Raw genomic sequence first — 25201 nt, 5'->3', positions numbered from 1 at the left:
GTGGGGAGCGGGGCGGGTCAGCGGGGGACGGCGACGGCGGCGGCCACCAGCTGCTCGGCCGTGGCCTTGGCGGCGGCCGCGGCGGCGGGGTCGGCGTCGAGCACCCCGCTGGCCAGGCCGCCGTCGAGGATCAGGGTCAGGCTGCGGGCGAGGGCCTCCGGATTCCCGGCGCCGGCCCGTTCGGCCAGCTCGGTGATCCAGGCAAGGATGGACTGCTTGTGTGCGACTGTCCGCTCGTGCGCGCGGGTGCCGGAGGGGGACTCGGCGGCGGCGTTGATGAAGGCGCAGCCGCGGTAGCCGTCGCGGCGGCAGGCCGTGGTGAGCGCGTCGAACAGGCCCACCAGCTCGCGGGCCGGCTCCGGTCCGGCGGCCTCGGCGGCGGCGTGCAGCTGCCCGGACCAGACCCCGTCCACGTGCTCCAGGTAGGCCAGGATCAGGTCGTCCTTGGCAGGAAAGTACTTGTAGAACGTGGCCTTGGCGACGCCGGATTCGGCGATGATCGTATCGATCCCCGCGGCCCGCAGGCCGTGGGCGTAGAACAACCGGAAGGCCGTGGCCAGGATCCTCTCCCGCGCCTGGCCGGCGGGCGTGCGGACCGCCTGCGGTGCGGCCGGGGCGGGTGCTGCTGCTGGACTCATACCTCCATGCTACAGACCGGTCTGTCTGCGCGCTCTTGTGCATAGACAGATCTGTCTGATAGCGTCCCGGAAAGAGGTAGACAAACCTGTCTGCCAAGAATTCCCGTCTCCAGTGAGGTCACCATGAACATCGCAGTCTTCGGCACCGGAACCGTCGGCCCCGCCGTCGCCGCCGCCCTCGTCGCGCTCGGCCACGACGTCGTCATCGGCACCCGCGACCCGGAAGCCACCCTGGCCCGTACCGAGGCCGGCCCCATGGGTGGCGTCCCCTTCGCCCAGTGGCACGCCGAGCACCCCGGCATCCGGCTGACCACCTTCGCCGACGCCGCCGCCGGGGCGGACCTGATCGTCAACGCCACCAATGGCTCCGGCTCCCTCCCCGCCCTCACCGCAGCCGGCGAGGAGAATCTGGCCGGCAAGGTCATCATGGACATCGCCAACCCGCTGGACTTCTCCCAGGGCTTCCCGCCGTCGCTGAACCCGGTGAACACGGACAGCCTCGGCGAGCAGCTGCAGCGCGCCTTCCCGGCGGCCCGGGTGGTCAAGACGCTGAACACCATGAACGCCTCCGTGATGGTGGACCCCGCCAGTGTGGCAGGCGGCGACCACTCCGTGTTCGTCTCCGGCAACGACGCCGAGGCCAAGGCCCAGGTCTCCGGCCTGCTCGCCGAGCTGGGCCACCGCGACATCATCGACCTCGGCGACATCACCACCGCCCGCGGCACCGAGATGCTGCTGCCGGTCTGGCTGCGGCTCTGGGGAGCGCTGGGCAACGCGGACTTCAACTTCAAGATCGCGCGCTAGGGACGGCTCGCGGGGAGGCGGGGACCCGGGAGGTCCCCGCAGCGGGATCCGGGGCCAAAGGTCCCGGGCCTTGAAGCGGCCCGGGTGGAACACTGGGTCCATCCGGCGGCCCGGCAGCGCCGGGCCGCCTCAGGCGACCGGCAGCCTCCCGTGCTGTGCGGTCCTTCGCCCGCCATCCGAGGAGCCGTTATGAACCCGATGGATTCCGTCGTCGCCGCCATCGAACGCTTCGACGGGCTGGATGGTCCGGCGTCCGCCCTCGCCGGCCTGGTCGGCAAGGCTGTGCAGCCCCGCGCCGTCCGCAACCTGCTCAGCGGCACCGTCCTAGGCCACCCGCTGCACCCCCTGCTCACGGATATCCCGATCGGCGCGTGGACCATGGCGTCCCTCCTGGACACCGTGGGTGGCAGGGAGATGGAACCGGCTGCGGACCTGTTGGTGACCGTGGGGATCGCCGCAGCCGTTCCGACGGCGGCGGCCGGCCTCAACGACTGGTCGGACACGGCCGGAAAACCGCGACGGGTGGGGCTGGTCCATGCCGCGGTGAACACCGTGGCCCTGGGTCTCTACGCGTGCTCCAGCGCCGCCCGCTTCCGGGGCAACCGCGGCGCGGGGACGGCCCTGGGCCTGGCGGGGCTGGGCGTCCTGACCTTTGGCGGGTTCCTCGGCGGCCACCTGAGCTTCGCCAACGCGGTCAACGTCAACAGGACCGCGGACCGGAACGGCCCCTCGAAGTGGACTCCGGTGCTCGACGACGCCGAACTCCCCGAGGGCGGGTCGCGCAAGGTCGAGGCGGGCAAGGTCACCGTCCTCCTGTGCCGGACTGGCGCGGCGATACTCGCCGTCGACAGTGTGTGCAGCCACGCCGGCGGGCCGCTGGAGAAGGGCACGGTCGACAACGGTTGCGTGGTCTGCCCCTGGCACGGCAGCACATTCCGGCTGGCCGACGGCACCGTGGTCCGGGGCCCGGCTACCCGGCCGCAGCCGGCCTATGACACCAGGATCAATGAGGGGCGGATCGAAGTCAGGCGCCGGACGGCCTGATACCCCCGGCCCAATAGACGGAACCGATTCCCCACGCGGCGCGTGAGGCGGGTAACATCCCAGAGGTAACCCGGCTCACAGTATCCAGCGCAGTGTACGAGCCACCTCGAACCTCGAAAGATGCTTCCATGGCTGACACTGCACTGACCTCCGGCCTCGAGCTGGCCGACGACCTCGCCGCCGAACTGCGCGCCGACGTCCGCCGGGTGTCCACGCTCCTGGGCGAATCCCTGGTCCGCCAGCACGGCCCCGAGCTCCTCGACCTCGTGGAGCAGGTGCGGCTGCTGACCAAGGAATCGAAGGAAGCCGCCCGGGGCGGCGCGGACGCCACCGGCCCCTGGAGCTCGTACGACGTCGTCGCCCAGGTCCGCGAACTCCTCGGCTCCCTGCCGCTGGACCAGGCCACCGACCTGGTGCGCGCCTTCGCCTTCTATTTCCACCTGGTCAACGCCGCCGAGCAGGTCCACCGGGTCCGCGGGCTGCGCAACCGCCAGGAAAAGGACGGCTGGCTGGCCAAGACGATCGCCGAGATCGCCGAGAAGGCCGGCACCGGCGTGCTGCAGGACGTGGTCAACGCCCTCGACCTCCGGCCGATCTTCACCGCCCACCCCACCGAGGCCTCCCGCCGCTCGGTGCTGGACAAGGTCCGGCGGCTCTCGGACATCCTGGCCCAGCCCACCGCCGAGGGAACCCCCGCCCGCCGCCGCCAGGACCGGCAGCTCGCCGAGGTGATCGACCAGATGTGGCAGACCGACGAGCTCCGCCAGGTCCGGCCCACCCCGGTGGACGAGGCACGGAACGCGATCTACTACCTGACCGGGATCCTGACGGATGCGATGCCGGAACTGATGTCCGACTTCGCGGACCTGCTGGCCGAGCACGGCGTGACCCTGCCGGTGGGCACGGCGCCGGTCCGCTTCGGCTCCTGGATCGGCGGGGACCGGGACGGCAACCCCAATGTCACCGCCGCCGTCACCCGCGAGATCCTGCAGATCCAGAACCAGCACGCCGTCCGGATCTGCATCGAGCTGATCGACGGGCTGATCTCGATGCTCTCGAACTCCACCGCCCTGGCCGGCGCCGACCAGGCGCTGCTGGACTCGATCGACGTCGACCTCAAGAACCTGCCCGGCCTGGACCGCCGCGTGCTGGAGCTGAACGCCCAGGAGCCCTACCGGCTCAAGCTCACCTGCATCAAGGCCAAGCTGCTGAACACCCGCCGCCGCGTGGCCGCCGGGTCCACGCACGAACCCGGCCGCGATTACGCCGCCACCGCCGAACTGCTGGCCGAGCTCGAGCTCCTGGACACCTCGCTGCGGAACCACCAGGGCGCGCTGGCCGCCGACGGCGCCCTGGCCCGGGTCCGGCGCGCCGCGGCCTCCTTCGGCCTGCACCTGGCCACCCTCGACATCCGCGAACACGCCGACCACCACCACGACGCCGTCGGCCAGCTGATGGACCGGCTGGGCGGACCCGGTGTGCGCTACGCCGAGCTGAGCCGGGCCCAGCGGCTGGAGGTGCTCGGCGCCGAGCTGGCCTCCCGCCGGCCGCTCTCCGGCCACCCGATCAAGCTCGACGGCGCCGCGGACGGCACCTATGACGTCTTCCGCGAAATCCGCCGCGGGCTGCGCACCTTCGGCCCCGACGTCGTCGAAACCTACATCATCTCCATGACCCGCGGCGCCGACGACGTCCTCGCCGCGGCCGTCCTGGCCCGCGAGGCCGGCCTGGTGAGCCTCTTCGGCGAGGCGCCGTACGCCAAGCTGGGCTTCGCGCCGCTGTTGGAAACCGTCGAGGAACTCCGCGCCTCCGCCGAGATCGTGGACGCGCTGCTCTCCAACTCCTCCTACCGCGAGCTGGTCCGGCTCCGCGGCGACGTGCAGGAAATCATGCTCGGCTACTCGGACTCCAACAAGGAATCCGGCGTCATCACCAGCCAGTGGGAAATCCACAAGACCCAGAGCAAACTGCGCGACGTCGCCGCCAAGCACGGTGTCCGGGTGCGGCTCTTCCACGGCCGCGGCGGGTCCGTGGGCCGCGGCGGCGGTCCCACCTACGACGCGATCCTGGCGCAGCCGAACGGCGTGCTCGACGGCGAGATCAAGTTCACCGAGCAGGGCGAGGTCATCGCGGACAAGTACTCGCTGCCCGAACTGGCCCGCGAGAATCTCGAACTCTCCCTGGCCGCCGTCCTGCAGGGGTCCGCGCTGCACCGGGCGCCGCGCACCACCAAGGACCAGCGCGAGCGCTACGGCCACGTCATGGACACCGTCTCCGACGCCGCGTTCGCCCGCTACCGCAGCCTGATCGACGACCCGGACCTGCCGGCCTACTTCGTGGCCTCCACCCCCGTGGAGCAGCTCGGCTCGCTGAACATCGGCTCGCGGCCATCCAAGCGCCCAGATTCCGGCGCCGGGCTGGAGGGGCTGCGGGCGATCCCGTGGGTCTTCGGCTGGACCCAGTCGCGGCAGATCGTGCCCGGCTGGTTCGGCGTCGGCTCCGGGCTGAAGGCCGCCCGCGAGGCCGGCCACACCGAGCAGCTGGCCGTGATGATGGAACACTGGCACTTCTTCCGCTCCGTGCTCTCCAATGTGGAGATGACGCTGGCCAAGACGGACATGGACATCGCCGGCTACTACGTCTCCACCCTGGTCCCGGAGAAACTGCACCGGATCTTCCACGCCATCCGCGCCGAGTTCGACCTCACCGTGGCCGAGGTCCGGGCCCTCACCGGGGAGAACCTGCTGCTGGACGCCCAGCCCGGGCTTAAGCGCTCCCTGGAAATCCGGGACCAGTACCTGGACCCGATCAGCTACCTGCAGGTGGAGCTGCTGCGCCGCATACGGGCGGCAGGCACGGGGTCCTCCGACGCCGAGATGACCGGCGGGGAGATCGACGAGCGGCTGCAGCGGGCCATGCTGATCACCGTTAACGGCGTCGCGGCGGGCCTGCGCAACACGGGATAAGGGGCTCTTTGGTGACGCTCCCTCAGGTGTGGCGGGTTTTTGGGGTGATGCTCCCTCAGGCGTGGCGGGTTTTTTGGTGACGCTCCCTCAGGTGTGGCGAAAATTTCACGGTAGGAAGCGCTTGATCTGAGGGAGCGTCGTCCTGGGGGCGGCAGGATCTGAGGGAGCGTCGACTCGGGGGCGGCAGGATCTGAGGGAGCATCGCCTCGGGGGCGGCTGGATCTGAGGGAGCGTCGGGTGTCGGGTGGGGTGGTTAGGCTGGAGCCATGCCCTCCTTCCAGACCAGACTGAAGATCACCGGGCTCCGGCCGGGGAATCCGCCGGAGGCCGTCATGGACGCGGCGGTGGAGGCCCTGGGCACGCGCCACCACGTGGAGGCCCACCAGTTGGAGCTGGCCGGCGGCGTCCCGCAGCTGAACCTGCGTTTCCTGGTGGAGGCCACCGCCTACGCAGCGGAAAACAGCCAGGCTCTGGAGGCGGCCGCCATGATGCGCGACGCCGTCGAACGCGTGGCGCTCACCGGAAACCTCACGGTGCTGCGGCGCAACCGCGGCCGCTGGGCGCCGGTGTAGGGCCCTAGAAGTCCAGCTCGACGTCGGGGTCCGTCTCCGCGTCCCCGTTGTTGCCCGAGCCGGCGCCGCGCTCCACCACGGGGGAGCGGCTCCCGCGGCGGCGCGTCACCACTAGCCCGACGACGGCGCCGATCACGATCCCCAGCGCCACGCCGATCAGTGAACTCGCCCAGAACGGCAGCCTGGTGGCCGAGCCGGTGGCGTAACCCAGGCCCACCGACCAGACCGCCCACAACGTCCCGCCCAGGGCCGCGCAGAAACTGAACCCGCGGGTAGAGACGTTCGCGATTCCCGCCGCGGCTGTGGTGGCGAGCCGGCCGCCGGGGATGAAACGGAGGCCGATGATCCCGCCGTAGGTGGATGAGCGGCCAGCCTTGGCGATTGCCTGGTGGATGCCGCTGTGGAACTGCCGGCCCCACCTCCAGCGGTCCAGGACGTGGCTGAGCCGGCGCTTGAAGAGCTGGAACACCAGCAGGTCGCCCAGCCAGGAGGCGGCCGCGGCCAGCAGGATGATCAGGAAAACGTTGGCCCGGCCGTCGGCGCACAGGGCGCCGCCGGTGATGATCAGCATCTCGGACGGGACCGGCGGGAAGATGGCGTCGCCGACCACCATGGGGACGATCCAGAAGTAGATCGCCGAACCCCAGGTATCAGCATTGGCCAGGTCCATGGCCACAACGTACCGCATCCGTGGCGGTTAGTTGGTGCGGGCCTCGGAGAGAGTCAGCCGGCTGCGGTATTCGACGGGTTTTCCGGAGACTGGGTCCACGAAGCGGATGCCGCGGGCCAGCAGCTGCAGCGGCTTGGAGTAATCGTCCGGGGCCTTGTCCAGCAGGTCGGGGTAGAACGCGTCGTTGACGATCCCCAGTCCCAAGGAGGCCATGTGCACGCGCAGCTGGTGGGTCTTGCCGGAGTGCGGCTCGAGCCGGTAGAGGGCACGGCGGGGGCTCGAGTCCCTCCCTGCACCGCCGTTAAAGTCGCCGACGTCGTGCGCCGCCGCGAAGGTGCGGATCCGCTCGATCCGGGTCTCCGTGTTCGGCTCACCCTCGATCACCTCGGCCAGCAGGTAGCTGCGCGACTTGGTCATCCGGTTGCGCACCACCACGGGGAAGTCGACGGCGGGGTGGCCGGGGGCGGGCTCCGCGGCGGAGACGCACTCGTATTCCTTCTGGACCTGGCGCTTCTCGAACAGGACCTGGTACTTCCCTCGGGTTTCCGGGTTGGTCGAGAGCAGCAGGATTCCGGCGGTCATCCGGTCCAGGCGGTGCATCGGGATCAGGTCCGGCAGCTGCAACTGGTTCCGCAGCCGGACCAGGGCCGACTCCTGGATGTAGGTCCCGCCGGGGGTGGTGGGCAGGAAGTGCGGCTTATCCACCACCAGCAGGTGCTCGTCATGGTGCAGGATGTTCAGCTCCACCGGCATCCGGGTCTCCGGCGGCAGGGTGCGGTAGTACCAAATGAACGTGTGGTGCCGCAGCGGGGTGGTGCGGTCCAGCGGGATCCCGCCCTCGCCGACGATCTCGCCGGCGTCGAACCGGTCCGCGATGCCCTGCGGGTCGATGTGGCCCCAGCGGTGCATCATGTAGTCCATCGCGGTTTCCCACGGACCCTCCTCCGGCAGCCGCAGGCGGGTCGCATTTACGCCATCGCGCACGGGGAGGGGGGATTGCATCACCGGTCCATTCTACGCGGCGGGGTTTCGCGGGCCTCCGGCGTCGCCCGCCCCTCCCCGGCGTCTCGGCCATCTCGACGGTTCCCCGCTCCTTAGATGTTCCCGCGGTACGACGTGGCAGGGAACCGTCGAAGCGGACCGACGAAAAAATAATCCTTGACAAATAAATCTGTCGGTGACGAGACTTGGAGTATGCAAGCCATTGAGGTGATAGAGGATCCGGCGGCCGCGGAAGCCACCCTGGATCCCATCCGTACCCGGATCCTGCGCGAGCTGACGGAACCGGGCTCCGCGACGCAGCTCGCCGCCCGGCTGGGGCTGCCCCGCCAGAAGGTGAACTACCACCTGCGGACCTTGGAGCAGCACGGCCTGGTGGAACTGGTGGAGGAGCGGCGGCGCGGTAACGTCACCGAGCGCATCCTGCGGGCGACGGCGTCGTCGTACCTGATCTCACCGGCCGCCCTGGCCTCCGTGGCCCCGGACCCGCGCCTGTTCTCGGACCGGTTTTCGGCCTTCTGGCTGCTGGCACTGGCCGGCCGTATGGTCCAGGAAGTGGGCCGGCTGATCGCCGGGGCCGCCGCCGCCCGGCAGGAACTGGCCACCTTCGCGATCGACGGCGAGATCACCTTTCGTTCCGCGGCGGACCGTGCAGCCTTCGCCGGGGAACTCGGCGAGGCGGTGACCCGGCTGGTCGACAAGTACCACGACGGCGGCACCGGGCACCCGGCGGGCTCCCGGCCCGCGGGGCGGAAGCACCGACTCGTCGTCGCCCTCCACCCCGCTCTGAAGAACCCATCCCCAACCCCCACAGCCAAGGACTAGGACCATGACCGACAACCGCGAATTCGAGATCGTCTACGACACCGACCTGCCGGGCACGCCCGAACGCGTCTGGGAGGCCGTCACCGCCGGCACGCCCGCCTGGATGTTCCCCACGGACCAGTGGCCGGCCGTGAAGACGGTGGAGGAGTATCCCTCGCATTTGGTGTCCCGCATGGAGGGCCCGGACGGCTGGTTCAACCAGCTGGAGCACGTGCTGGAGCCGCTCGAGGGCGGCCGCGCCCGCCTGCACTACGTCCACAGCGGGATCTTCGCGGACAACTGGGACCAGCAGTACGACGGAGCGAGCAAGCACACGGCCTTCTACCTCCACACCCTCGGCCAGTACCTGAAGCACTTCGACGGCAGGCCCGTCGTCTTCACTGACATCCAGGCGCCGGCAACCTCGCAGACCCCGGACGGGTTCGACCGGCTCAAGGAAGCGCTCGGCGTCGCCGGCTCAACCGCGGGCGAACCGGTGGAGCGTGAGCTTGACGGCGTGGGGCGCCTCGCGGGCGAGGTGGACTTTGTGAACGAGAACTTCCTCGGGCTGCGCACCGCGGACGCGATGTACCGGTTCTTCGGCCGCAACGCCTTCGGCGCACCGGTCGGCATGACCGTGCACGACTTCAGCGGCCACGGCAATTCTGAGGAAACGGCCCGGGCCTGGGGCAGCTTCTTCGCGAAGGTCTACGCGTAGGGAGCGTCTCCCGCCGTTTCGACGGTTCCCCGCCGGATAGACGTCGCTGAGCGTCGAATCCGCAGGGAACCGTCGAAACGGGCGGGGGCGGACCTCGAAACGGGCGCGGGCGGACGTCGGAACGCGCGCGTCAGGCGATGGCGGCGGAGGGCCCGGGGGCCAACGGCCGGCGCAGCTGCGGGGACCGGTCCAGCCGGTCCTGGGCTTCGCGCAGGGAGAGGACCGCGGTCTCCAGCTGCTCCGGCGGCAGGGTGAAGGGCAGGCGGAGGAACTGGTCGAAGGCCCCGCCGACGCCGAAGCGCGGCCCGGCGGCCAGGCGGAGGCCGACGTCGGGCGCCACAACGGCGAGGCCCGTGCTGACCGGGGCCGGCAGCCGGCACCAGACGGACAGTCCACCGGCCGGCCGCTCCGGCCGCCAGTCCGGAAGATGCTCGGCGATCAGGTCCAGCAGGATGTCCCGGTTGGTGCGCAACGAGGCCAGGCGCGCCGGGAGCGGCTCGTTCAGGTTGCGGACCAGGTGCGCGGCGGCGAGCTGCTCCACCACCGGGCCGCCCAGGTCCAGCGTGGTCCGGGCCGCGGCGAACCGCTGGATCAGCGGCTCCGAGGCACGGATCCAGCCCACCCGGAGGCCCGCCCAGTGCGACTTGCTGAGCGAGCCGATAGTCACCATGGAGGGGCCGAACGCCGCCATCGGCGTTGAGGGCAGGCCGTCGAGGTTCAGTTCCCGCAGCGTCTCGTCCGCCACCAGCACCGTCCCCGAGGCTGCGGCGGCCGCGGCGAGCCGGCGCCGCTGCGCATCCGGCATCAGGCGGCCGGTGGGGTTGTGGAAGTCCGGGACCACGTAGGCCATCGCAGGCCGCTGCTGGAGCAGCGTCGCCTCCATCGCTTCGAGATCCCAGCCAGGGTTGCTGACATCGAGCCCGTTGGTACCGCCCGGGCCGCCGGAACCGCCCGATTTTCCCAACCCGGCCGCGTCCCCGGCCGCGACGGGCATCGCCACCGGAACCGCCCGGCACCCGGCGGCGCGGATGGCGTCGAGGGCATTCGGGTAACTGGGGTGCTCCACCAGCACCTTTCCGGACCGGCCCGCGAGGGTGCGCAGCACAATGGTCAGCGCATGCTGCGCGCCCGACGTCACCAGTACCTGGTCCGCCGTCGTCGGCACCCCCGCGGCGGTGTAGCGGTCAGCGATCGCCTCGCGCAGCGGCGCCACGCCCAGCGCGTCGTAGCCGAAGCCCGGCAGCAGGGCCGGCAGTTCGGTGAGCGCGGCGGCGAAGGCACGGTGCACCACCTCGCCGCTGGCCGGAAGGGAGGCGTATGCCAGGTCCAGGACACCCTCCGGCGCGGCGAGTCCGGGCGCGCCGCTGAGCCTCCGGCCGGTCTCCACCGGGTGCGCGCCCCGGGCGGGAATCCGGCTCCGGCTGCGGCTGCCCTGGCCCCCGCTGAGGTAGCCCTGCTCGCGGAGCAGCGCATACGCGGCGGTCACAGTGGTGCGGCTGATGCCGAGGTTCCCGGCCAGGGACCGTTCGCTGGGCAGTGCGACGTCCAGACCGATGCGCCCGTCGAGGATGAGCAAACGGACGACGTCGGCCAGCTCGCGGTAGGCGGGGGAGGCCCCGGGGTTCCAGCTTCCGAGCAGCCGGCCGAGGGATGCGGGCGTCAGCGATCCTGTCATAGGGCCAGTATTTCAAACTGGATATGGAATTCAATGCCAGTTCTGAGACAGGATGGGTCCATGATGACGCGCAGACTCGCCCAGCTCCTGATTGGCCTCGTTCTCTATGGCATCTCCCTCGCCATGGTGATCCGTGCCAGCCTTGGCACCGCGCCGTGGGACGTGCTCCATCAGGGCCTGGCCGGGAAGACGGGGCTGAGCCTGGGAACGACGGTCATTATCGTCAGTTTCCTGGTGCTCCTGATCTGGATTCCCCTGCGGCAGTGGCCCGGGATCGGCACGCTGGGGAACGCCGTGCTGGTGGGTGTCTTCGCCGACATCGGCCTGGCCGTCATCCCGAAGTTTTCGCACCTGGGCGGCCAGGCGGCTCTCCTGGTCGCGGCCGTGCTGCTGAACGGGCTGGCCTCGGCCTTATACATCGGGGCAGGGCTGGGCCCGGGCGCGCGGGATGGCCTGATGACCGGGCTCGCAAGGCGTACCGGCTGGCCCGTCCGCCGGACCCGGACCGGCATCGAGGTGGTGGTCCTCGGCGCGGGCTGGCTGCTGGGCGGTTCGGTGGGCCTGGGAACGGTGCTCTACGCGCTAGCCATCGGCCCGCTGGTGCAGCTGATGCTGCCCCGCTTCACCATCGCCGACCCTAAGAAAGGCACGGCCGAGGGCGCAGCGGACCTCGCCCGGACCGACCCGGAGGAGGCCGTCGCCGGCACCACCGCGCCGGCGTCCTAACCGTTCTAAGCTCCGTCCTCCCGATTCAGGTGCCCTCGGGCGGAGGCTGGCAGGTGGGGCAGAAGTAGATGTCCCGCTCCTCGGTCCCGGTGGCCTTGGCCAGGACGCCCCGGCGGATCGGCGTCCGGCACTTCAGGCACGGCTGCCGTTCGCGGCCATAAACCCAGTAGGGCGGCCGCCCTTCGCTGCGGCCCACCGGCATGCCGCGGGCGTTCAGGATGGTGACCCGCCGGCCGGGGCCGAGGTTGGCGCCCAGCATGACCTTCGCGTCCATGATCATGGCCGCCAGGTCCGGGACGGCGGAGACGGGCGCGGCGGGGTGCACCTTGGACAGGAAACACGCCTCGCACCGGTAGATGTTGCCGATCCCCGCCAGGTTGCGCTGGTCCAGGAGGGCGACGCCGATCGGCACGTCGGGGGCCGCGAGCAGCCGTTTCTCGGCCTCCGCCAGGTCCCAGTCGGGACCGAGCAGGTCCGGGCCGAGATGCCCGACGACGCTGTCTTCCTCCGCGGTGGGCACCACCTCCAGAACGCCGAGGGAGAATCCGACCGCGTCCGCCGTGGCGGTGCGGAGCACGCAGCGGGCGGTGAAACCGGGTTTCCGCCAGCGTCCGCCCGGCGGGTAGACCTGCCAGGTGCCCTCCATCTTCAGATGCGAATGGATGGTCAGCCGGTCCTGGGGGCGCGGCCCGGCCACCCGCATCAACAGGTGCTTGCCGCGCGGGACCACCTCCTCCACGGTCCAGCCGCCGAGCTTGAGGGTGGCGAAGCGGGGCACCCGGAAGTCGGTGGCCAGCAGTTCCTTGCCGGCCAGGGCGGCGTGCAGCTGCGCGGCGGCACGGAAAACGGAATCGCCCTCAGGCACGGATTCTCAGTCCCTTCGGGGTGGAGTAGGCGCCGGCCTGCGCCAGAGCGGCTGCCACCGGGGTGTCCAGGATGCCGTGGCCGTTGACCTTTTCCATGATGAGTTTGTCGATGGCGCCGCGCTTTACCACTCCCACCAGGGCAGCGCCGGCGGCGGCCAGCACCGCGGGATCGGCGCTGAAGGCCAGCAGCGTCTTGCCGCCGCGTTCGACGTACAACACCAGGGCGCCGTCGACCAGGACCACCAGCGCGCCGGCCTTCCGCCCGGGCCGGTGCCCGGTGCCGGCTTCGAGGTCCTGCGCCGGCCACGCCAGGGCGGCGCCGTAGGGGTTGGCCGGGTCCGTCGCGGCGAGGGCCAGGGCCACCGGCTCGGCCTTGTGCACCTCGGCGTCCTCGACGTAGGAACGCAGACGGTCCACGGTGGCCGGGACGGCGAACTGGGCGGCGCCGAGCTGTTCGATGAAGTAGCCGCGGCGGCAGCGGCCCGCCTCCTCCAGCCGGGCCAGCACCTTGTACATCAGGCCGAAGCCGCCAAGGATGTTCTCGGCCATGACCGAGCCGCGCGTGACCACGCCGTAGCGGTCCAGCAGGAGCTCGGCGGTGGCCCGGGCATGGATCGTGGCGTCCAGTTCGGGTTCCGGCAGCGCCGACCAGCGGCCGGCGGCCAGCGGCGGCGTCGGGGTCGCCGCCGAGGCGGACCCGTACCTGCCGCCGGTCAGGCCCGGGGAGCCGAGCAGACCGGGGCCGTGCGAACGGCCCAGCCGGTTGAGCCGCGGGGCCCGGGCCCGGGGCGCACGGCTGACCTGCCGGTGCGCGGTATGGCCGCCGGCGATCAGGGCCCGGACCGGGGCGAAGGTGTCTCCCGTGATCCTGCCCGCCCAGGCCAGGTCCCAGAGGGCCGAGACCACGTCCTTGTCGCTGAGGACGCTGTCCATCCCGCCGGCGATCTCGGTCAGCTGCCGGAAGAAGTAGCCGCCGCCGTTGGTCCGCAGATGGTCCAGCAGCCGCTGCTGGGCGTCCCCGGGTTCAAAGTCGGGTGCCGGGTTGAGGGTCAGCTCGGCGGAGTCGGCCAGGTGCAGGCTGACCCAGCCGTCGTTCCCGGGCAGCGACCCGGCGCCGGACCAGAGCACCTCGCCGGCGGCCATCAGCTCGTCCAGCATGGCGGGCTGGTAGTTCGAGACCCGGCTGGCCAGGACCAGAGGCTCCCAGGCTGAGGCGGGAATCGGCACACCGGAGAGCTGGTCGATGGCGGTGATGATGCCGTCCAGGCCGCGCAGCGCCGACTGGCCGCGGCTGCCGGGAACGCGGACATTCTGCCAGGCGGGGAGGAACCGGCCGTAGGCGGACGGGTCCACGGGTTCCACCTCGGCGCGCAGCGCCGCGAGCGACCGCCGGCGGAGTTTCCGCAGCACCTCGGCGTCGCACCATTCACTGGTTCCCGCCAGGGAGACCGTCTCCGCCGTCTGGCCGGCGTCGTCGGAGGAGTCGGCGGGCGGGGCATCGGGCGCGGTGACGTGCGGCCGGAACTCGCCCTCGACCACGCGGCCGTCGGCTCCCAGCCGTTTCAGCGCCGTCCCGACGACGGCGACGCCGAGCCCCAGCCGTGCGGCGGCCTCCGCTGCGGTGAAGGGACCGTGGGTGCGGGCGTAACGGGAGACCAGGTCGCCGAGCGGGTCCGCGACGGGTTCGATGAAGGCCAGCGGCACGCCCATGGGCAGCGGTACCCCGAGGGCGTCGCGGAGCCGTGCGGCGTCCTCGACGGCGGCGAACTTTTCCGTCCCGCCGATGTTGACCTTAATGGCGCGGTTGGCCCGCTGCAGCGCGGCCAGGTGCGTCGTGGCCTCGGCGGCGGTGGCACTGGCGGCCCCCGCGGGTGCCGCCGATTCTCCGGCCGCGGCCCCGCCGTCGTCCGGAGTCCCGCCGCCGTCGGACCCGTCCCCGTCGCCGTCCGTAGGAGCTGCCGCGGCCGCGGAAACCTCGCCGGCCTCGGCGGTTTCCAGCCGGGCGGCCACTTCCTCCGGCGTGAGCGGACCGAGCAGCCGGAGCAGGTCGGCCACGCCCTCCACCCCGCGCATCCGACGTCCGGGCGCCAGGCGCTGCAGTTCCCGTTCGGTTTCGTCGATGACCTTCGCGTCGAGAAGTTCGCGCAGCTCTACCCGGCCCAACAGCTCGTTGAGCAGGGTCGAATCGAGGGCCAAAGCAGCCGCGCGGCGCTCGGCCAGCGGCGAATCGCCCTCGTAGAGGAACTGGGCGACGTAGCCGAAGAGCAGGGACTTCGCGAACGGCGAGGGCTGTTGGGTGGTGGTCTGCAGGATCCGGAGCTCACGCCGCTCGATCGCGGTGGCGATGTCCTTGAGCGCGGGCAGGTCATACACGTCCTGCAGGCACTCGCGGACCGTTTCCAGCACGATCGGGAAGGTCGCGTACTTGCGGGCCACGTCCAGGAGCTGGGCGGAACGCTGCCGCTGCTGCCAGAGCGGCTGCCGTTTCCCGGGCGTCTGCCGGGGCAGCAGCAGGGCACGGGCCGCGCACTCGCGGAACCGGGAGGCGAACAGGGCGCTCCCGCCCACCTCCGCGGTGACGATCTGTTCCAGTTCCTCAGGGTCGAAGAGGAACAGGTCCGCGCCGGGCGGCTCGTCGTCCATCATCGGCACCCGAAGCACGATGCCGTCGTCGGCGGCCATCGCGGAACCGTCCATGCCGTAGCGCTGGTGCAGCCGCTGCCCCACGGCCAGAGCCCAGGGCGCGTGCACGGGCATGCCGAACGGGCTGTGCAGCACCACCCGCCAGTCGCCGAGTTCGTCGTGGAACCGCTCCACCACCAGCGTGGTGTCGCTGGGGACCACCTCGGTGGCGGCCTTCTGCTCGGCGAGATACTGGATCAGGTTGTTCGCGGCGAAGTCGTCCAGGCCGCTGGCCTTGCAGCGTTCGGTGGCGGGGCCGACGTCGGACGCGGAGAGTTCGCGGATGAACGCGCCCAGGGCGCGGCCCAGGTCCACCGGCCGGCCGAGGGAGTCGCCGCGCCAGAACGGCAGTTTGCCGGGCTGGCCGAACGCGGGGGAGACCAGGACCCGGTCGTGGGTGATGTCCTCGATCTTCCAGCTGGTGGCGCCGAGGGCGAAGACGTCGCCGACGCGGGATTCGTAGACCATCTCCTCGTCCAGCTCGCCCACGCGGCGGCCGCCCTTGGCCGTGGACTTGGCACCGGATGCGCCCTCGCCGGAACCGCCGGAGGAGCCGGTGCCTTCGACCTCGGTGCCGATGATGTAGACGCCGAACATGCCGCGGTCCGGGATGGTGCCGCCGGAGGTGACGGCCAGCCGCTGCGCCCCGGGCCGGCCTTCAATGGTGCCGTTGTTGCGGTCCCAGACGATCCGGGGCCGGAGTTCGGCGAACTCGTCCGAGGGGTAGCGTCCGGCGAGCAGGTCCAGTGTCGCCTCGTACGCGGAGCGGGGGAGGGACGCGAACGGCGCGGACCGGCGCACCGTGGCGAACCATTCCTCCACGTCGATCGCGCCCAGGGCGGTGGCCGCGACGGTCTGCTGGGCGAGGATGTCCAGCGGGTTGGCCGGCACGTAGAGCCGTTCGATCTTGCCGTCCAACATGCGTTCGACCGTGATGGCGGTGTGCACCAAGTCCGCGCGGTGCTTGGGGAAGAGGACGCCCTGGGAGATCTCACCCACCTGGTGCCCGGCGCGGCCCACGCGCTGCAGGCCGCTGGCCACCGACGGAGGGGATTCCACCTGGACCACCAGGTCCACGGCGCCCATGTCGATGCCCAGTTCCAGCGAGGAGGTGGCCACCACGCAGCGCAGCCGGCCGGACTTCAGGTCGTCCTCGATCATGGCCCGCTGGTCCTTGGACACGGAGCCGTGGTGCGCCCGTGCCAGCACCGGATCCGCCCCGGCGGTGCTGCCGGCCTGGGCCATCATGTGCGCGGGGGTGCCGCCGGGTGCGGACGACGGCGGGGTGCCCCGGCCGCCGCCGGCAGCGGCGCCGGGAGAATCGGGGCCAGCTCCGCCGTCGTCCCAGCCGCCACCCTCGGCCATCAGTTGCCGCTCCGCGTAGATCTCGTTCAGCCGGGCGGTGAGGCGTTCGGCGAGCCGGCGGGAGTTGGCGAAGACGATGGTGGACTGGTTGGCCAGCACCAGGTCCACGATCTTTTCCTCCACATGGGGCCAGATCGAGGCGTGCGGCTGCAGCCCGGACGCCGGCCCGGAGTCGAACGCTCCGGCCGCCCCCTGCAGGTCCGACATGTCTTCCACCGGGACGGAGACGGTCAGGTCCCAGTTCTTCTCCGAGGGCGGCGCCACGATTTCCACCGGCGCTGACCCGGCGAGGAACTGGGCCACCAGCTCTTTCGGCTCCACGGTGGCGGAGAGCCCGATCCGCTGCGCCGGCTTGGGCAGCAGGGCGTCCAGCCGCTCCAGCGAGACGGCCAGGTGGGCGCCGCGCTTGGTCCCGGCGACGGCGTGCACCTCGTCGACGATGATGGTGTCCACCTCGTCCAGGGTCTCCCGCGCCTTGGAGGTCAGCATCAGGAAGAGCGATTCCGGCGTGGTGATCAGGATGTCCGGGGGGCTGCTGAGCAGCGCGCGACGGTCCGCGGCGGGGGTGTCGCCGGAGCGGACGCCCACGGTGGTCAGCGGCGCGGGCAGGCCGAGCCGCTTGGCCGTCTGGGTGATGCCGATCAGCGGTGCACGGAGGTTCCGTTCGACGTCGACGCCCAGGGCCTTGAGCGGGGAGATGTAGAGGACGCGGGTCTTGCGTTTCGGCGTCTTGCGGCGGCCCTTCTTCGCGGGTTCGACGGCGTCGGCAGGCTCTGCATCGGTAGCGCCGGCCGGTGCGGCAACGAGCAGCCGGTCCAGCGCCCAGAGGAAGGCGGCGAGGGTCTTGCCCGACCCGGTGGGGGCCACCACCAGGGCGTGCGAGCCGGAGGAGATGGCGTTCCAGGCGCCGTTCTGCGCCGGGGTGGGCGCGGAAAAGGCCCCGAGGAACCACTCCCGGGTCGGCCGGCTGAACCGGTCCATTGCGTCGGCCGCGAGTGTGGTCGCGAGCTCCTGCCCCTTCATTCCTCCATCATGCCTTACGGCACCGACAGTATTGGGCGGCCCCTAAGCTGCGGTTACATCGCGGTGAAGGCGCCGATGGTCAGCAGGTTGATGCCGGCGTTGCTGCAGGCATCCTTGGGCGCGGCGAGGAACAGGGAGGCCGTGTCCTCGGGCGGGTAGACGCGGAAACCGGCTGCGGGGGTGCGGGTGCAGTCGGGGTAGTTGCCGGCCTGGGTGTACCGGAGGGTGGCGCTGCCGGCCTGGCCCGGGGCGAGGAGCACGTCAGCGGCCGGGGTGGAGTCGTCGCGGGTGGCCGCGGCGCCGATGGGGTCGCCGTCGGCGCCGGCGGTGAGGGAGACACCGGCGAAGCCCTTGAGGACGCACGGTTCGGCGCCGTTGTTGGTGAGGATGAGCTTGCTGTAGACGCTGCCGGCGGCCCCGCCGCCGGTGGAGTCGAGGGTGCCCTTGAGGTTGGCGGCCTTGCAGAGGCCGGGGCCCGCGGCGGCACCCGAGGCGGCCGGGGACGAGGACGAGGGGGCGGACGACGCCGGTGCGCTGGGCGCTGCCGAGGAGGTGGCCGGTGCCGCTGTCGTGGACTGAGTGGACGACGGCGATGCGCTGGCGCTCTGGGTCTGGGCCTGGCCGCAGCCGCTGAGCAGCAGGACCGCCGCAGCGGCCGCCGTTACGGAAGTGATTGCTGCTTTGCGATTCATCTGCTGAGGCCTCATGGGACCACTGTTATGCGCCGTGGTTGCCCGCGTCAACGGTGCCACGACGCTGTTCCCCGATTGATGCCCGGATTGTGATTTCCGGGCATCAACCGGGGGTCAGATCACGGGACGGGTGCTACTTGGCGACGGAGCGCCGGCCGCGCAGCAGCGCCACCCCGCCGAGCACCAGGCCGCCGATCCCGGCGGCGAGGCCGGCCCAGCTGCGGGCCTGCGCGCCGCCGTCGTCGTTGCTGTGAGTGTCCGCCGTCGTCGTTTCCGCCGTCTGTGCCATGCCGTCCCCGGAGGCGGCCGCGCCGTGGCCCGCGTGCCCGTCACCGGACTTCGCCGCGGTGATGGTCACGGACGGGGCGGGGGTCTTGAGGGACTCCTCGTCCTGTCCCGCCTGCGGGATCTGCGACCAATCGGTCTGGCCCGTCTCGCAGCTCTGCAGGGTGGGGAAGTACAGGGTCTTCCCGGCCATGTCCGGCAGCTTTACGGAGAGCACCAGGGTGTCGCGGAGCTCGTGGCTCAGCGGTGCCTTGGCCGTGTAGACGATCTGGCTGGTCCGCTTGGTGATGGAGGTGCCGTCCGCCAGTTTCTTGGGCTGGGGGAGTTCCTCCGTGACCTTGGAGGCGGTCCAGTTGGGGTTGACCGTGGGCTGGGCGTCGTTGAGTTCCTGGGGCAGCGTGATGGTCATTTTGGTGGTGCCGGCCTGGTCGCAGCCGTGCGGGATGGCGAAAGTGAGCAGCGAGTAGGAGTTGGCGGCGGTGTTGTTTGGGGTGGCCTCGACGTGGGCGGAGGCGGCGCTGACCCCGGTCAGCAGCAGCGCGGCGGTGCCGCCGGCCACGGCGGTGGCGGTGAAGGTGCGGCGCAGGGCGGAGGGGGTGGAACTGGTGCGGGTCATCATCGTTGTGGTGCCTTTCGGGCGTGCGCGCATGAGGGCGCGCGGAAGCGGGGTGGCGCGGCGCGGGCACAGCGTGGACGCCCCGGGTTTGTCCGGGGCGGGCCGGCAGATTCGGCCGCGGCCGAAGGAGGGTGGGTTAGGCGACGACGGAGCGCGGCGGCCCGCGGCGGCAGTCCCTCCGGAGGTTGCGCCAAGGCAGCGGCAGTGCGGTCTCGTCCCGGAACGGCAGGACGGGGACCGCGGCGCGGGGCGCGGGAAGGGCTTCGGGCAGCCGGATCAGCGGACGCAGCCAGGCGGCCAGCGACCAGAGGGCGGCCTCGCCCCGGGCCAGCAGCAGCGCGCAGACGAGTGTGGCCAGGGCGTGGCCGGCGATCATCCACAGCGCCATGCCGGAGTCCAGATCGTGGTGTTCGAGCGTGCCCGCGGGGTGCGGGAGCAGCGTCGGGACCTGGTGGTGCGACGGGACGGGAGCGCCGCCGTCGGCCGTTGCGGCGGGGCCGCTGAGGGCGGAAAACGCCTCGTGCAGCACAACCTGACCGGTTCCGAGCAGCCCGGTCATGGCGGCGGCGTTCAGCTTGAGCCGGGTGGCGGCGGTGGCCGCAAGGCCGGTCAGGGCCAGGACGGCGCCGAAGATCCCCGGGATGGGAAGGTCTCCGCCGGCGATCACGTGCGCCGCGGCGGCCAGTCCCACCATGGTGGCGGCCACCAGGGCCGCGCGGAGCGCGTGGAAGGGCGCCCGGGCACGGGTGTGGCGCACGGTGACCTCCCTGGCGGCATCTGGCGGGCTGCGGACGGGCCAATTCTACCGTTTGTCGAACTGGCTGCGGTGCCGCGACGGGGAGGCCCGTCACATAGTGGGACCGGTGCCGTTCGCCGCCCGGCCGTTGCGCGGCGCCACGGAGAGGGACACCTCGACGTCGTCGCCTACTTCGAGCCGTTCGCCGAGCCGGACGTGCTTGCGCACGGGCAGCACGTAGCCGCCGTCGCGGGGCAGGAGCGAGGTCTCCCACTCCGTGCCGCCGATGCTGACAGCCACGGGGATGGCACCCCAGCCGTAGCTTGCCTCGGCGGCCTCGGCATGGATCTCCTCGGACGCGTCCGGCGGCAGGGCAAGCCAGTAGAAGGGCGCCGGCCCGCGCCACTCGAAAAGCTCCGCCCGGAAGGTGATATCCACGGCTCAGCACGGTAGTGGCCAGGGCCGGCGTTGGCAATGGTTTCCTTCCCGCTCTCCGCGTATGCCGAGCCGCCGGATCACCGCTGGACATTCAAATAAAGCTAGATAGACTAGTGAAAATTGCAAGCAGGCTTACTAAAGGGGTGATTCGAATGACGGCAGTAGCCAACCGGAGAATGGCGGGACCCGCGCGCGGAACGCACGCGGAGTCGTTGCGGAGCTTCGACGAACCGGTCCGTCCGGCCGTCCCCTCGAGTCAGCCTGCGGTGGCTCCCTTCGATGCGGACGGGACGCCCGTGCACTGCGGTACCAAGATGACGTCCACGCCCAGCCCGACGACGGCGCTGCCGTGGGCGCAGTTCCACACCGGCGAGGGCGAGTGGGTTTGCACCTGTGGATTCCGCCGGCCGGCAGATTCCTCATCCGACCCTTTGGCCGCGGTTCGCGCAGCGGGGGCCCGGTTGGAGAGCCTGCAGTGGGAGATCGACGCCGCGGAGGCTTCCTTGGCTGCCGCTGTCCGGAGCGCCACAGAGGCCGGCGTCGAGGCGAAGGCGCTGATGTTGGAGACCGGGCTCACGTCGATCGAACTGCTGGAGCTGCAGCTGCGCTGAGGACGGCGCGGCGGGGCTCAGGCGAAATGGGTCGTGACCTTACCTCCCCCGGCAGACTCAACAATGGAGGCGGCGACGTCCCGAAGCTTGATGTTTCGGTGGTTCGAAGCTGCTTTGATCATGGCGAAAGCCTCGTCCTGCGTGCAGCGGTTTTGAGCGATAACGATGCCCACCGCCGTATCGATGACCGTCCGGGACGTCATGGCCAGCTTTAGATTTTCGGCAGTCCGGCTATGTTCGCTGAGGAGAAGTGCGAGCCTGAGGCCCTTGGCGGCCTGGGCGACGAAAGTCTGGGCCCGCTCCACGGCTCCGCCGTCCAGAGCGTGGGCGGTTTCGGAGTAAAGGTTAAGGCCGGCACGGGCGGAGTTCTCGGGGAGATGAAAAGGTAAGGCGAGAACGGAGCGGACGCCGTGGGCCATCGCAATGTAGTTGTAGTCGGGGAACGTGGTGTCACTGGCGAGGTCCGGTATGTGAACCACCAGCTGCCTCCTGCTGGCCATCAGGCAGGGGCCCTCGTCCAGCTGATATTGAAGCTCATCCAGCATCAGCGCCTTCTCACCGCTGCTGGCCACGGTCCCCGCCTCCCCGTGGCGGAGCAGAGTGATGCCACAGAAGACTTCGCTTTTCCGCGAGGAAAGGGTGGCCGCGGCATAACAGGCGAGTTCGTCCAGGAAATCGGCGACGTCCTGGGTTTCCAGCAGCAGGTCCTGAAGATCAAGCGCTTTGGGCTCGGTGCTGCCGGTGCCCGGCTCGGAATCTCGAACGGAGGTCATATCTCATCGTTGCGCCGATACCCCGCCGGCGCTAGGGGCAGCCGGCAGGGAGTCGCTTCCAGGCCGGCGTTCCAAGCGGTCCGTCCGGCGGATCTCCATCGAGCGGGCTCGAACATCTCCGGGATAGGGCCGCCCCCCAATGAAGCGGCCCTATCCGGAGGTCGCGCCGATGGCGCAGGATCGCGGCTAGGGGCCCCGTCCGTTCGGTCGGGGAGCGCGCCGGGCCAGTTCCTCGTCGATATGGTCGAGAAGGTCCATCCACAGGGCGGGTGCTTCGCTGCCACCGCCGTTCAGTGCCGCGCGGCGTAGTGCCCTGAGATCGGAGGAAGGCACATCGGACCAGCTTGGATGCCGAAAAAACATCCGTGCCGGCGGCCCGGGGTGGCCGCTCACGCCGCCTGCGCCTGTGTTCGCCGGCCTGCCGTCCGAGAGGCGTGCCGCGGTCCGCTCATCGTCGAGGTCCTAATCCCGATGTCTTTCAGCACGGCCGGGGCTTCGTCCCATGCATAGGCGAGGAAGCTGTCGTCCAGGAACAGATCGCATTGTGGGAGGGGCCTCTGTGCCCTGTTGCATACCGCTTGAAGTGCCCGAACGTTATGCCGAGTGAGTACGCCTACGGGGCGAATCGTGACCGACGAGGCGTCAAGGTCAACCGAAACCGTGACGCCGATTTTTCCGGTGGTCATAGAAATAGATCTCTCTATGGAACACGAAGGGCCGCGTCTTGACCCACAAGCAGGGTACGGTGCTCCGCTATGAACGCGGAAGTAACTTAGCTCACTTTTTCGGAAGAAGGTCCCTGCGCCTACATCAAGCCTTTCGATCCTTGCCGGAGCGGGAAGGAGCCGCTACCGTCAACCCGCGAAGGGGGTTCTCATGGATTGGTTGACACGCCCGCTATTCGCGAGCCGGCCGGGTCCCGACGATCTGATCGCGGGCTCATTCGTCACCGACGGTAAGACCCACGACATGGAGTGGTCGGATGAGATGTACGCCATCCACGGCTACGCGCGCGGGGAAATTGTTCCGACCCTTGCGCTCACGCTTGCCCGCAAGCATCCCGAGGATCTGCCCCGCATTTTGGAAGTCAACGAGGACCTCGTGCGGCGTGGAGGACATGTGGCCATTTATCACCGGGTCATCGACGCCGGCGGCCGGGAACGCAAGGTTCTCACCGCGGGAGAGGCCTTCCCCGACGGGGCAGGTGGGCTGCGGACCATCGCGGGCGTCATGCTGGACCTCACGACGACCGTCCACGACGAAACGGCGACGGCGGCGCGCGACGCCATCCAGGGGGCGCTCGGGACCCGGTGCGTCATCACCAAGGCCCAGGGCATCCTCATGGGCCGCGCTTCCATGACATCGTCCGAGGCGTTCACCGTGCTGCGCGCCTACAGCAACCACGTCAACGTCAAGCTGGCGGAGGTCGCAGCGACGCTGGTGGGGCTGGCCGACCGCGACGGGGACAGGATGCCCTTCGAGTGCTTTCTGGACGCGCTCCTCCGCGGCTCCCCAGACCCCGCGAAAGGGTCCCTCCTGCAATAGGAGCGGCCGGAATGACCCTAGGCCAGGCCCGCGGCCGCAGGGGGACCCGACCGTTCGTCCCGGGCCGCCTGTCCGGCGGCGCCAGCGATCCGCTTCCGCTGGGCCTCGATCTCCTTCTCGCCCTCATGCTCGGCGTCGTAGAGCTTGGCATTGCCGACCTGGAGCTCGAGCATCAGGGCGTCAAGCTTTACGTGCAGGGCGGCCGTGTCACGGTTCTGGGTGTTCTGGATGATGAAGACCATGAGGAACGTGACAATCGTGGTGCCTGTATTGATCACCAGCTGCCAGGTGTCGGAGAAACCGAGGAGCGGACCGGTGAAGGCCCAGATGATCAGAACGACCACCGCACCGACGAAAACCCAGGCATGGCCGAGGACCGCCGCCGTCCGGGTTGTAAACCGGGTAAAGATATCCGGGCGTTCCCGCCCCGCCTGCTGAACCATTCCGTCACGCTTTCCCTTGCGGAGTGCCGGCCCGGCAGGAGTTGGACGGCCGGTTTTCCGGTTACTTTCAGTGTGGCACCAACGCCGGCGGATAGACCCCCACAGCCATTCCGCGCCGCAGTCCGTGCCTGACCGCAGCGCGGAATGACAGCGGCTTAGGAACCTGACTGGTCGTAGGCGCGCTTGGCAGCGGCCTGGGCGTCAGCGAGCGCCTTTCCCGGGTCCTTGGTCCCCAGCAGGGCCGAGGCGATGGCGTTGTTCAGTTCCGTTTTGATGGTTTGACCCGCGGGGGAGGCGCCCAGGGTCTTCCCGGCCGGGAGGACGTCGTAGTACGTCTTGATTGTTTCGTCGAAGCCGGCGTTGCCGCTTGGCTTGACGAAGGTGTCCCTGATCAGCTTGTCGGCCGACGGGGAACCGGTGAACAGCCCGGTGTTGATGCCGCCCGGCGTTGATGCGATCTTCTGTGCCCGTGCCTCCCCGGCGGCCTTCCATGCGTCGTCGGTGACCAGTGAGGTCATCCACGCGCAGGCTGCGTTGGGATTCTTGGCGTTTGCGGGGATGACGAAGGACGTTCCCCCTGCCACGGTGAACGGCTTGCCGTCTTTGTCCTTGAACGGAACGGCGGACAAGTCCAGGGATTGCGAGTAGGGGGCCAGGACGTTGACGTACCACTGGGCGTCGACCTGGGCGCCCACCTGGTTCTTGACGAACTGGTTCTGCTTACCGAACGTGTCGAAGGAATCGGAGAAGCTCTTGGCCTTGGCATAGCCGCCCTGCGCGTCATAGATCTGCTTCAGGAAACTGATCGCGGCTGCGTTGGCCGGGTCGTCCAGGACGGGGGCTCCCTTGTCGTCCACCAACCGTCCGCCCTGGCCGAGGATCCACAGTTCGGCCTGCCCGGCGGCCACCGGGTCGAAGCCGAGCGTTGAGGGGTTACCGCCGTCGGCCTTCGACGCTTTTCCGACGGCGTCCAGCAGCTTCGTCTTGTCTGAGGTGTCAATGTCCGCGGCCGCCACGCCGGCGCCCTGGAGAACCTTCTGGTTCAGGATGATGGCGGCCGGCTGATAGAACTGCGGCACTGCCCAGACCTTGTCCTGATAGGTCACCTGTTGGGTGACGGCAGGGTAGAACTGCTTTGCCGGGTCCATGCCTTGGGCCTTGAAGCAGCCGTCCAGTGGCTTGATCAGCCCTTGGGCGGCGTAGGTCGCGACGAACGCGCGGTCCATCTGGACGACGTCGGGTACCTCACCGCTGGCCGCGCGGGTCGTGAATTTCTGCGCATCGAACGGCGTCTGATCCATCGTGATCTTCACGTTCGAGAGCTGGGACGATGCGTAGCCCATGCGTGCCTTGCCGACGTCGTCGGCGTTATCGAAGGCCCATGCCGTGATCGTCCCCGAGGCGTCGTTGGAAAAGTCCGCGCTCGCCGCCGGGGCACTGGTGCCCCCGCCGCCGCAGGCAGTCAAAGCGGTCACCGCCAGGGCCAGCACTGCGGTGTTCGTCATCTTTC

General features: G+C 70.2%; 22 protein-coding genes. 9 read left to right on the top strand and 13 right to left on the bottom strand.

Translation table 11 applies throughout. The features are described from left to right. Nucleotides 1-17 precede the first annotated feature (17 nt). Nucleotides 18-638: a TetR/AcrR family transcriptional regulator gene (locus tag QWJ39_RS05355; RefSeq protein ID WP_290256690.1), complete on the bottom strand. Its 621-nt coding sequence runs from the start codon at nt 636-638 to the stop codon at nt 18-20. Between the two features lie 123 nt (nt 639-761). Here QWJ39_RS05355 and QWJ39_RS05350 point away from each other — a divergent pair, with 123 nt between their 5' ends. The 4 genes from QWJ39_RS05350 to QWJ39_RS05335 all read left to right on the top strand — a co-directional run bounded on the left by QWJ39_RS05350 (nt 762) and on the right by QWJ39_RS05335 (nt 6024). Further along, a complete protein-coding gene (locus QWJ39_RS05350) occupies nt 762-1442 on the top strand; it encodes an NAD(P)-binding domain-containing protein (RefSeq protein ID WP_290256689.1) in 681 nt (226 codons plus the stop codon). Between the two features lie 189 nt (nt 1443-1631). After that, a complete protein-coding gene (locus QWJ39_RS05345; RefSeq protein ID WP_290256688.1) occupies nt 1632-2486 on the top strand; it encodes a Rieske (2Fe-2S) protein in 855 nt (284 codons plus the stop codon). Nucleotides 2487-2614: 128 nt separating this feature from the next. Then, the gene (gene ppc / locus QWJ39_RS05340; protein WP_290256687.1) at nt 2615-5452 is read left to right on the top strand and encodes a phosphoenolpyruvate carboxylase; all 2838 of its coding nucleotides are present in this window, start codon (nt 2615-2617) and stop codon (nt 5450-5452) included. Nucleotides 5453-5718: 266 nt separating this feature from the next. After that, nucleotides 5719-6024, top strand: coding sequence for a hypothetical protein (locus tag QWJ39_RS05335; protein WP_290256686.1), 306 nt, complete (start codon nt 5719-5721; stop codon nt 6022-6024). A gap of 4 nt (nt 6025-6028) precedes the next feature. On the opposite strand, the gene QWJ39_RS05330 is transcribed toward QWJ39_RS05335, so the two are convergent. Next, complete coding sequence (locus QWJ39_RS05330) at nt 6029-6712, bottom strand: VTT domain-containing protein (RefSeq protein WP_290256685.1); 684 nt, start codon at nt 6710-6712, stop codon at nt 6029-6031. A gap of 9 nt (nt 6713-6721) precedes the next feature. Continuing rightward, nucleotides 6722-7696, bottom strand: a complete 975-nt coding sequence (locus QWJ39_RS05325; RefSeq protein WP_290257290.1) for an RluA family pseudouridine synthase — start codon at nt 7694-7696, stop codon at nt 6722-6724. A gap of 192 nt (nt 7697-7888) precedes the next feature. Here QWJ39_RS05325 and QWJ39_RS05320 point away from each other — a divergent pair, with 192 nt between their 5' ends. Both QWJ39_RS05320 and QWJ39_RS05315 read left to right on the top strand, forming a co-directional pair. Then, entirely contained in the window at nt 7889-8518 is a 630-nt protein-coding gene (locus QWJ39_RS05320) for a helix-turn-helix domain-containing protein (protein ID WP_290256684.1), read from the top strand. Between the two features lie 4 nt (nt 8519-8522). Then, nucleotides 8523-9215, top strand: coding sequence for an SRPBCC domain-containing protein (locus QWJ39_RS05315; RefSeq protein ID WP_290256683.1), 693 nt, complete (start codon nt 8523-8525; stop codon nt 9213-9215). Between the two features lie 130 nt (nt 9216-9345). On the opposite strand, the gene QWJ39_RS05310 is transcribed toward QWJ39_RS05315, so the two are convergent. Then, nucleotides 9346-10890 (bottom strand): PLP-dependent aminotransferase family protein, encoded by a 1545-nt coding sequence (locus QWJ39_RS05310; RefSeq protein ID WP_290256682.1) that lies wholly within the window; start codon nt 10888-10890, stop codon nt 9346-9348. A 60-nt stretch (nt 10891-10950) separates the two neighbouring features. On the opposite strand from QWJ39_RS05310, the gene QWJ39_RS05305 reads away from it, so the two are divergent. Next, a complete protein-coding gene (locus QWJ39_RS05305) occupies nt 10951-11616 on the top strand; it encodes a hypothetical protein (protein ID WP_290256681.1) in 666 nt (221 codons plus the stop codon). Nucleotides 11617-11641: 25 nt separating this feature from the next. Here the strand turns inward: QWJ39_RS05305 and QWJ39_RS05300 are convergent, their stop codons facing one another. The 6 genes from QWJ39_RS05300 to QWJ39_RS05275 form a co-directional block, all read right to left on the bottom strand. Then, nucleotides 11642-12481, bottom strand: coding sequence for a DNA-formamidopyrimidine glycosylase family protein (locus tag QWJ39_RS05300; protein WP_290256680.1), 840 nt, complete (start codon nt 12479-12481; stop codon nt 11642-11644). Next, nucleotides 12474-17552, bottom strand: coding sequence for a DEAD/DEAH box helicase (locus QWJ39_RS05295; RefSeq protein WP_290256679.1), 5079 nt, complete (start codon nt 17550-17552; stop codon nt 12474-12476). The genes QWJ39_RS05300 and QWJ39_RS05295 overlap by 8 nt, the downstream gene beginning before the upstream one ends. Before the next feature lie 53 nt (nt 17553-17605). Continuing rightward, nucleotides 17606-18259: a DUF4232 domain-containing protein gene (locus QWJ39_RS05290; protein ID WP_290256678.1), complete on the bottom strand. Its 654-nt coding sequence runs from the start codon at nt 18257-18259 to the stop codon at nt 17606-17608. Between the two features lie 118 nt (nt 18260-18377). Beyond that, a complete protein-coding gene (locus QWJ39_RS05285; protein ID WP_290256677.1) occupies nt 18378-19148 on the bottom strand; it encodes a YcnI family protein in 771 nt (256 codons plus the stop codon). Between the two features lie 133 nt (nt 19149-19281). After that, a complete protein-coding gene (locus tag QWJ39_RS05280) occupies nt 19282-19902 on the bottom strand; it encodes a hypothetical protein (RefSeq protein ID WP_290256676.1) in 621 nt (206 codons plus the stop codon). Between the two features lie 90 nt (nt 19903-19992). After that, nucleotides 19993-20319, bottom strand: a complete 327-nt coding sequence (locus QWJ39_RS05275) for a DUF1905 domain-containing protein (protein ID WP_290256675.1) — start codon at nt 20317-20319, stop codon at nt 19993-19995. Between the two features lie 152 nt (nt 20320-20471). Here QWJ39_RS05275 and QWJ39_RS05270 point away from each other — a divergent pair, with 152 nt between their 5' ends. Further along, nucleotides 20472-20930 carry a hypothetical protein gene (locus tag QWJ39_RS05270; RefSeq protein WP_290256674.1) on the top strand — a complete coding sequence of 153 codons (459 nt, stop codon included), beginning with the start codon at nt 20472-20474 and terminating at the stop codon, nt 20928-20930. 17 nt (nt 20931-20947) lie between these two features. Here QWJ39_RS05270 and QWJ39_RS05265 read toward each other — a convergent pair whose 3' ends face one another. After that, nucleotides 20948-21703, bottom strand: a complete 756-nt coding sequence (locus QWJ39_RS05265; RefSeq protein WP_290256673.1) for a GAF and ANTAR domain-containing protein — start codon at nt 21701-21703, stop codon at nt 20948-20950. A gap of 876 nt (nt 21704-22579) precedes the next feature. Here QWJ39_RS05265 and QWJ39_RS05260 point away from each other — a divergent pair. Then, nucleotides 22580-23248 (top strand): PAS and ANTAR domain-containing protein, encoded by a 669-nt coding sequence (locus QWJ39_RS05260; RefSeq protein WP_290256672.1) that lies wholly within the window; start codon nt 22580-22582, stop codon nt 23246-23248. A 17-nt stretch (nt 23249-23265) separates the two neighbouring features. Here QWJ39_RS05260 and QWJ39_RS05255 read toward each other — a convergent pair whose 3' ends face one another. Both QWJ39_RS05255 and QWJ39_RS05250 read right to left on the bottom strand, forming a co-directional pair. Beyond that, nucleotides 23266-23691 carry a low affinity iron permease family protein gene (locus QWJ39_RS05255; protein ID WP_290256671.1) on the bottom strand — a complete coding sequence of 142 codons (426 nt, stop codon included), beginning with the start codon at nt 23689-23691 and terminating at the stop codon, nt 23266-23268. A 155-nt stretch (nt 23692-23846) separates the two neighbouring features. Further along, nucleotides 23847-25196 (bottom strand): extracellular solute-binding protein, encoded by a 1350-nt coding sequence (locus QWJ39_RS05250; protein WP_290256670.1) that lies wholly within the window; start codon nt 25194-25196, stop codon nt 23847-23849. Between the last annotated feature and the right edge of the window lie 5 nt (nt 25197-25201).

Source organism: Arthrobacter sp. YD4 (assembly GCF_030410515.1).
GTDB lineage: Bacteria > Actinomycetota > Actinomycetes > Actinomycetales > Micrococcaceae > Arthrobacter.
The sequence above is the reverse complement of the archived record's forward strand: the minus strand, read 5'-3'. Positions and strand labels throughout refer to the sequence as shown.

Excerpts from the sequence above, each read along its gene's own strand:
- QWJ39_RS05355 (WP_290256690.1), bottom strand. The coding sequence starts at position 638 with ATGAGTCCAGCAGCAGCACCCGCCCCGGCCGCACCGCAGGCGGTCCGC.
- QWJ39_RS05350 (WP_290256689.1), top strand. The coding sequence starts at position 762 with ATGAACATCGCAGTCTTCGGCACCGGAACCGTCGGCCCCGCCGTCGCC.
- QWJ39_RS05345 (WP_290256688.1), top strand. The coding sequence starts at position 1,632 with ATGAACCCGATGGATTCCGTCGTCGCCGCCATCGAACGCTTCGACGGG.
- ppc (WP_290256687.1), top strand. The coding sequence starts at position 2,615 with ATGGCTGACACTGCACTGACCTCCGGCCTCGAGCTGGCCGACGACCTC.
- QWJ39_RS05335 (WP_290256686.1), top strand. The coding sequence starts at position 5,719 with ATGCCCTCCTTCCAGACCAGACTGAAGATCACCGGGCTCCGGCCGGGG.
- QWJ39_RS05330 (WP_290256685.1), bottom strand. The coding sequence starts at position 6,712 with ATGCGGTACGTTGTGGCCATGGACCTGGCCAATGCTGATACCTGGGGT.
- QWJ39_RS05325 (WP_290257290.1), bottom strand. The coding sequence starts at position 7,696 with ATGCAATCCCCCCTCCCCGTGCGCGATGGCGTAAATGCGACCCGCCTG.
- QWJ39_RS05320 (WP_290256684.1), top strand. The coding sequence starts at position 7,889 with ATGCAAGCCATTGAGGTGATAGAGGATCCGGCGGCCGCGGAAGCCACC.
- QWJ39_RS05315 (WP_290256683.1), top strand. The coding sequence starts at position 8,523 with ATGACCGACAACCGCGAATTCGAGATCGTCTACGACACCGACCTGCCG.
- QWJ39_RS05310 (WP_290256682.1), bottom strand. The coding sequence starts at position 10,890 with ATGACAGGATCGCTGACGCCCGCATCCCTCGGCCGGCTGCTCGGAAGC.
- QWJ39_RS05305 (WP_290256681.1), top strand. The coding sequence starts at position 10,951 with ATGATGACGCGCAGACTCGCCCAGCTCCTGATTGGCCTCGTTCTCTAT.
- QWJ39_RS05295 (WP_290256679.1), bottom strand. The coding sequence starts at position 17,552 with ATGAAGGGGCAGGAGCTCGCGACCACACTCGCGGCCGACGCAATGGAC.
- QWJ39_RS05290 (WP_290256678.1), bottom strand. The coding sequence starts at position 18,259 with ATGAGGCCTCAGCAGATGAATCGCAAAGCAGCAATCACTTCCGTAACG.
- QWJ39_RS05285 (WP_290256677.1), bottom strand. The coding sequence starts at position 19,148 with ATGATGACCCGCACCAGTTCCACCCCCTCCGCCCTGCGCCGCACCTTC.
- QWJ39_RS05270 (WP_290256674.1), top strand. The coding sequence starts at position 20,472 with ATGACGGCAGTAGCCAACCGGAGAATGGCGGGACCCGCGCGCGGAACG.
- QWJ39_RS05265 (WP_290256673.1), bottom strand. The coding sequence starts at position 21,703 with ATGACCTCCGTTCGAGATTCCGAGCCGGGCACCGGCAGCACCGAGCCC.
- QWJ39_RS05260 (WP_290256672.1), top strand. The coding sequence starts at position 22,580 with ATGGATTGGTTGACACGCCCGCTATTCGCGAGCCGGCCGGGTCCCGAC.
- QWJ39_RS05255 (WP_290256671.1), bottom strand. The coding sequence starts at position 23,691 with ATGGTTCAGCAGGCGGGGCGGGAACGCCCGGATATCTTTACCCGGTTT.
- QWJ39_RS05250 (WP_290256670.1), bottom strand. The coding sequence starts at position 25,196 with ATGACGAACACCGCAGTGCTGGCCCTGGCGGTGACCGCTTTGACTGCC.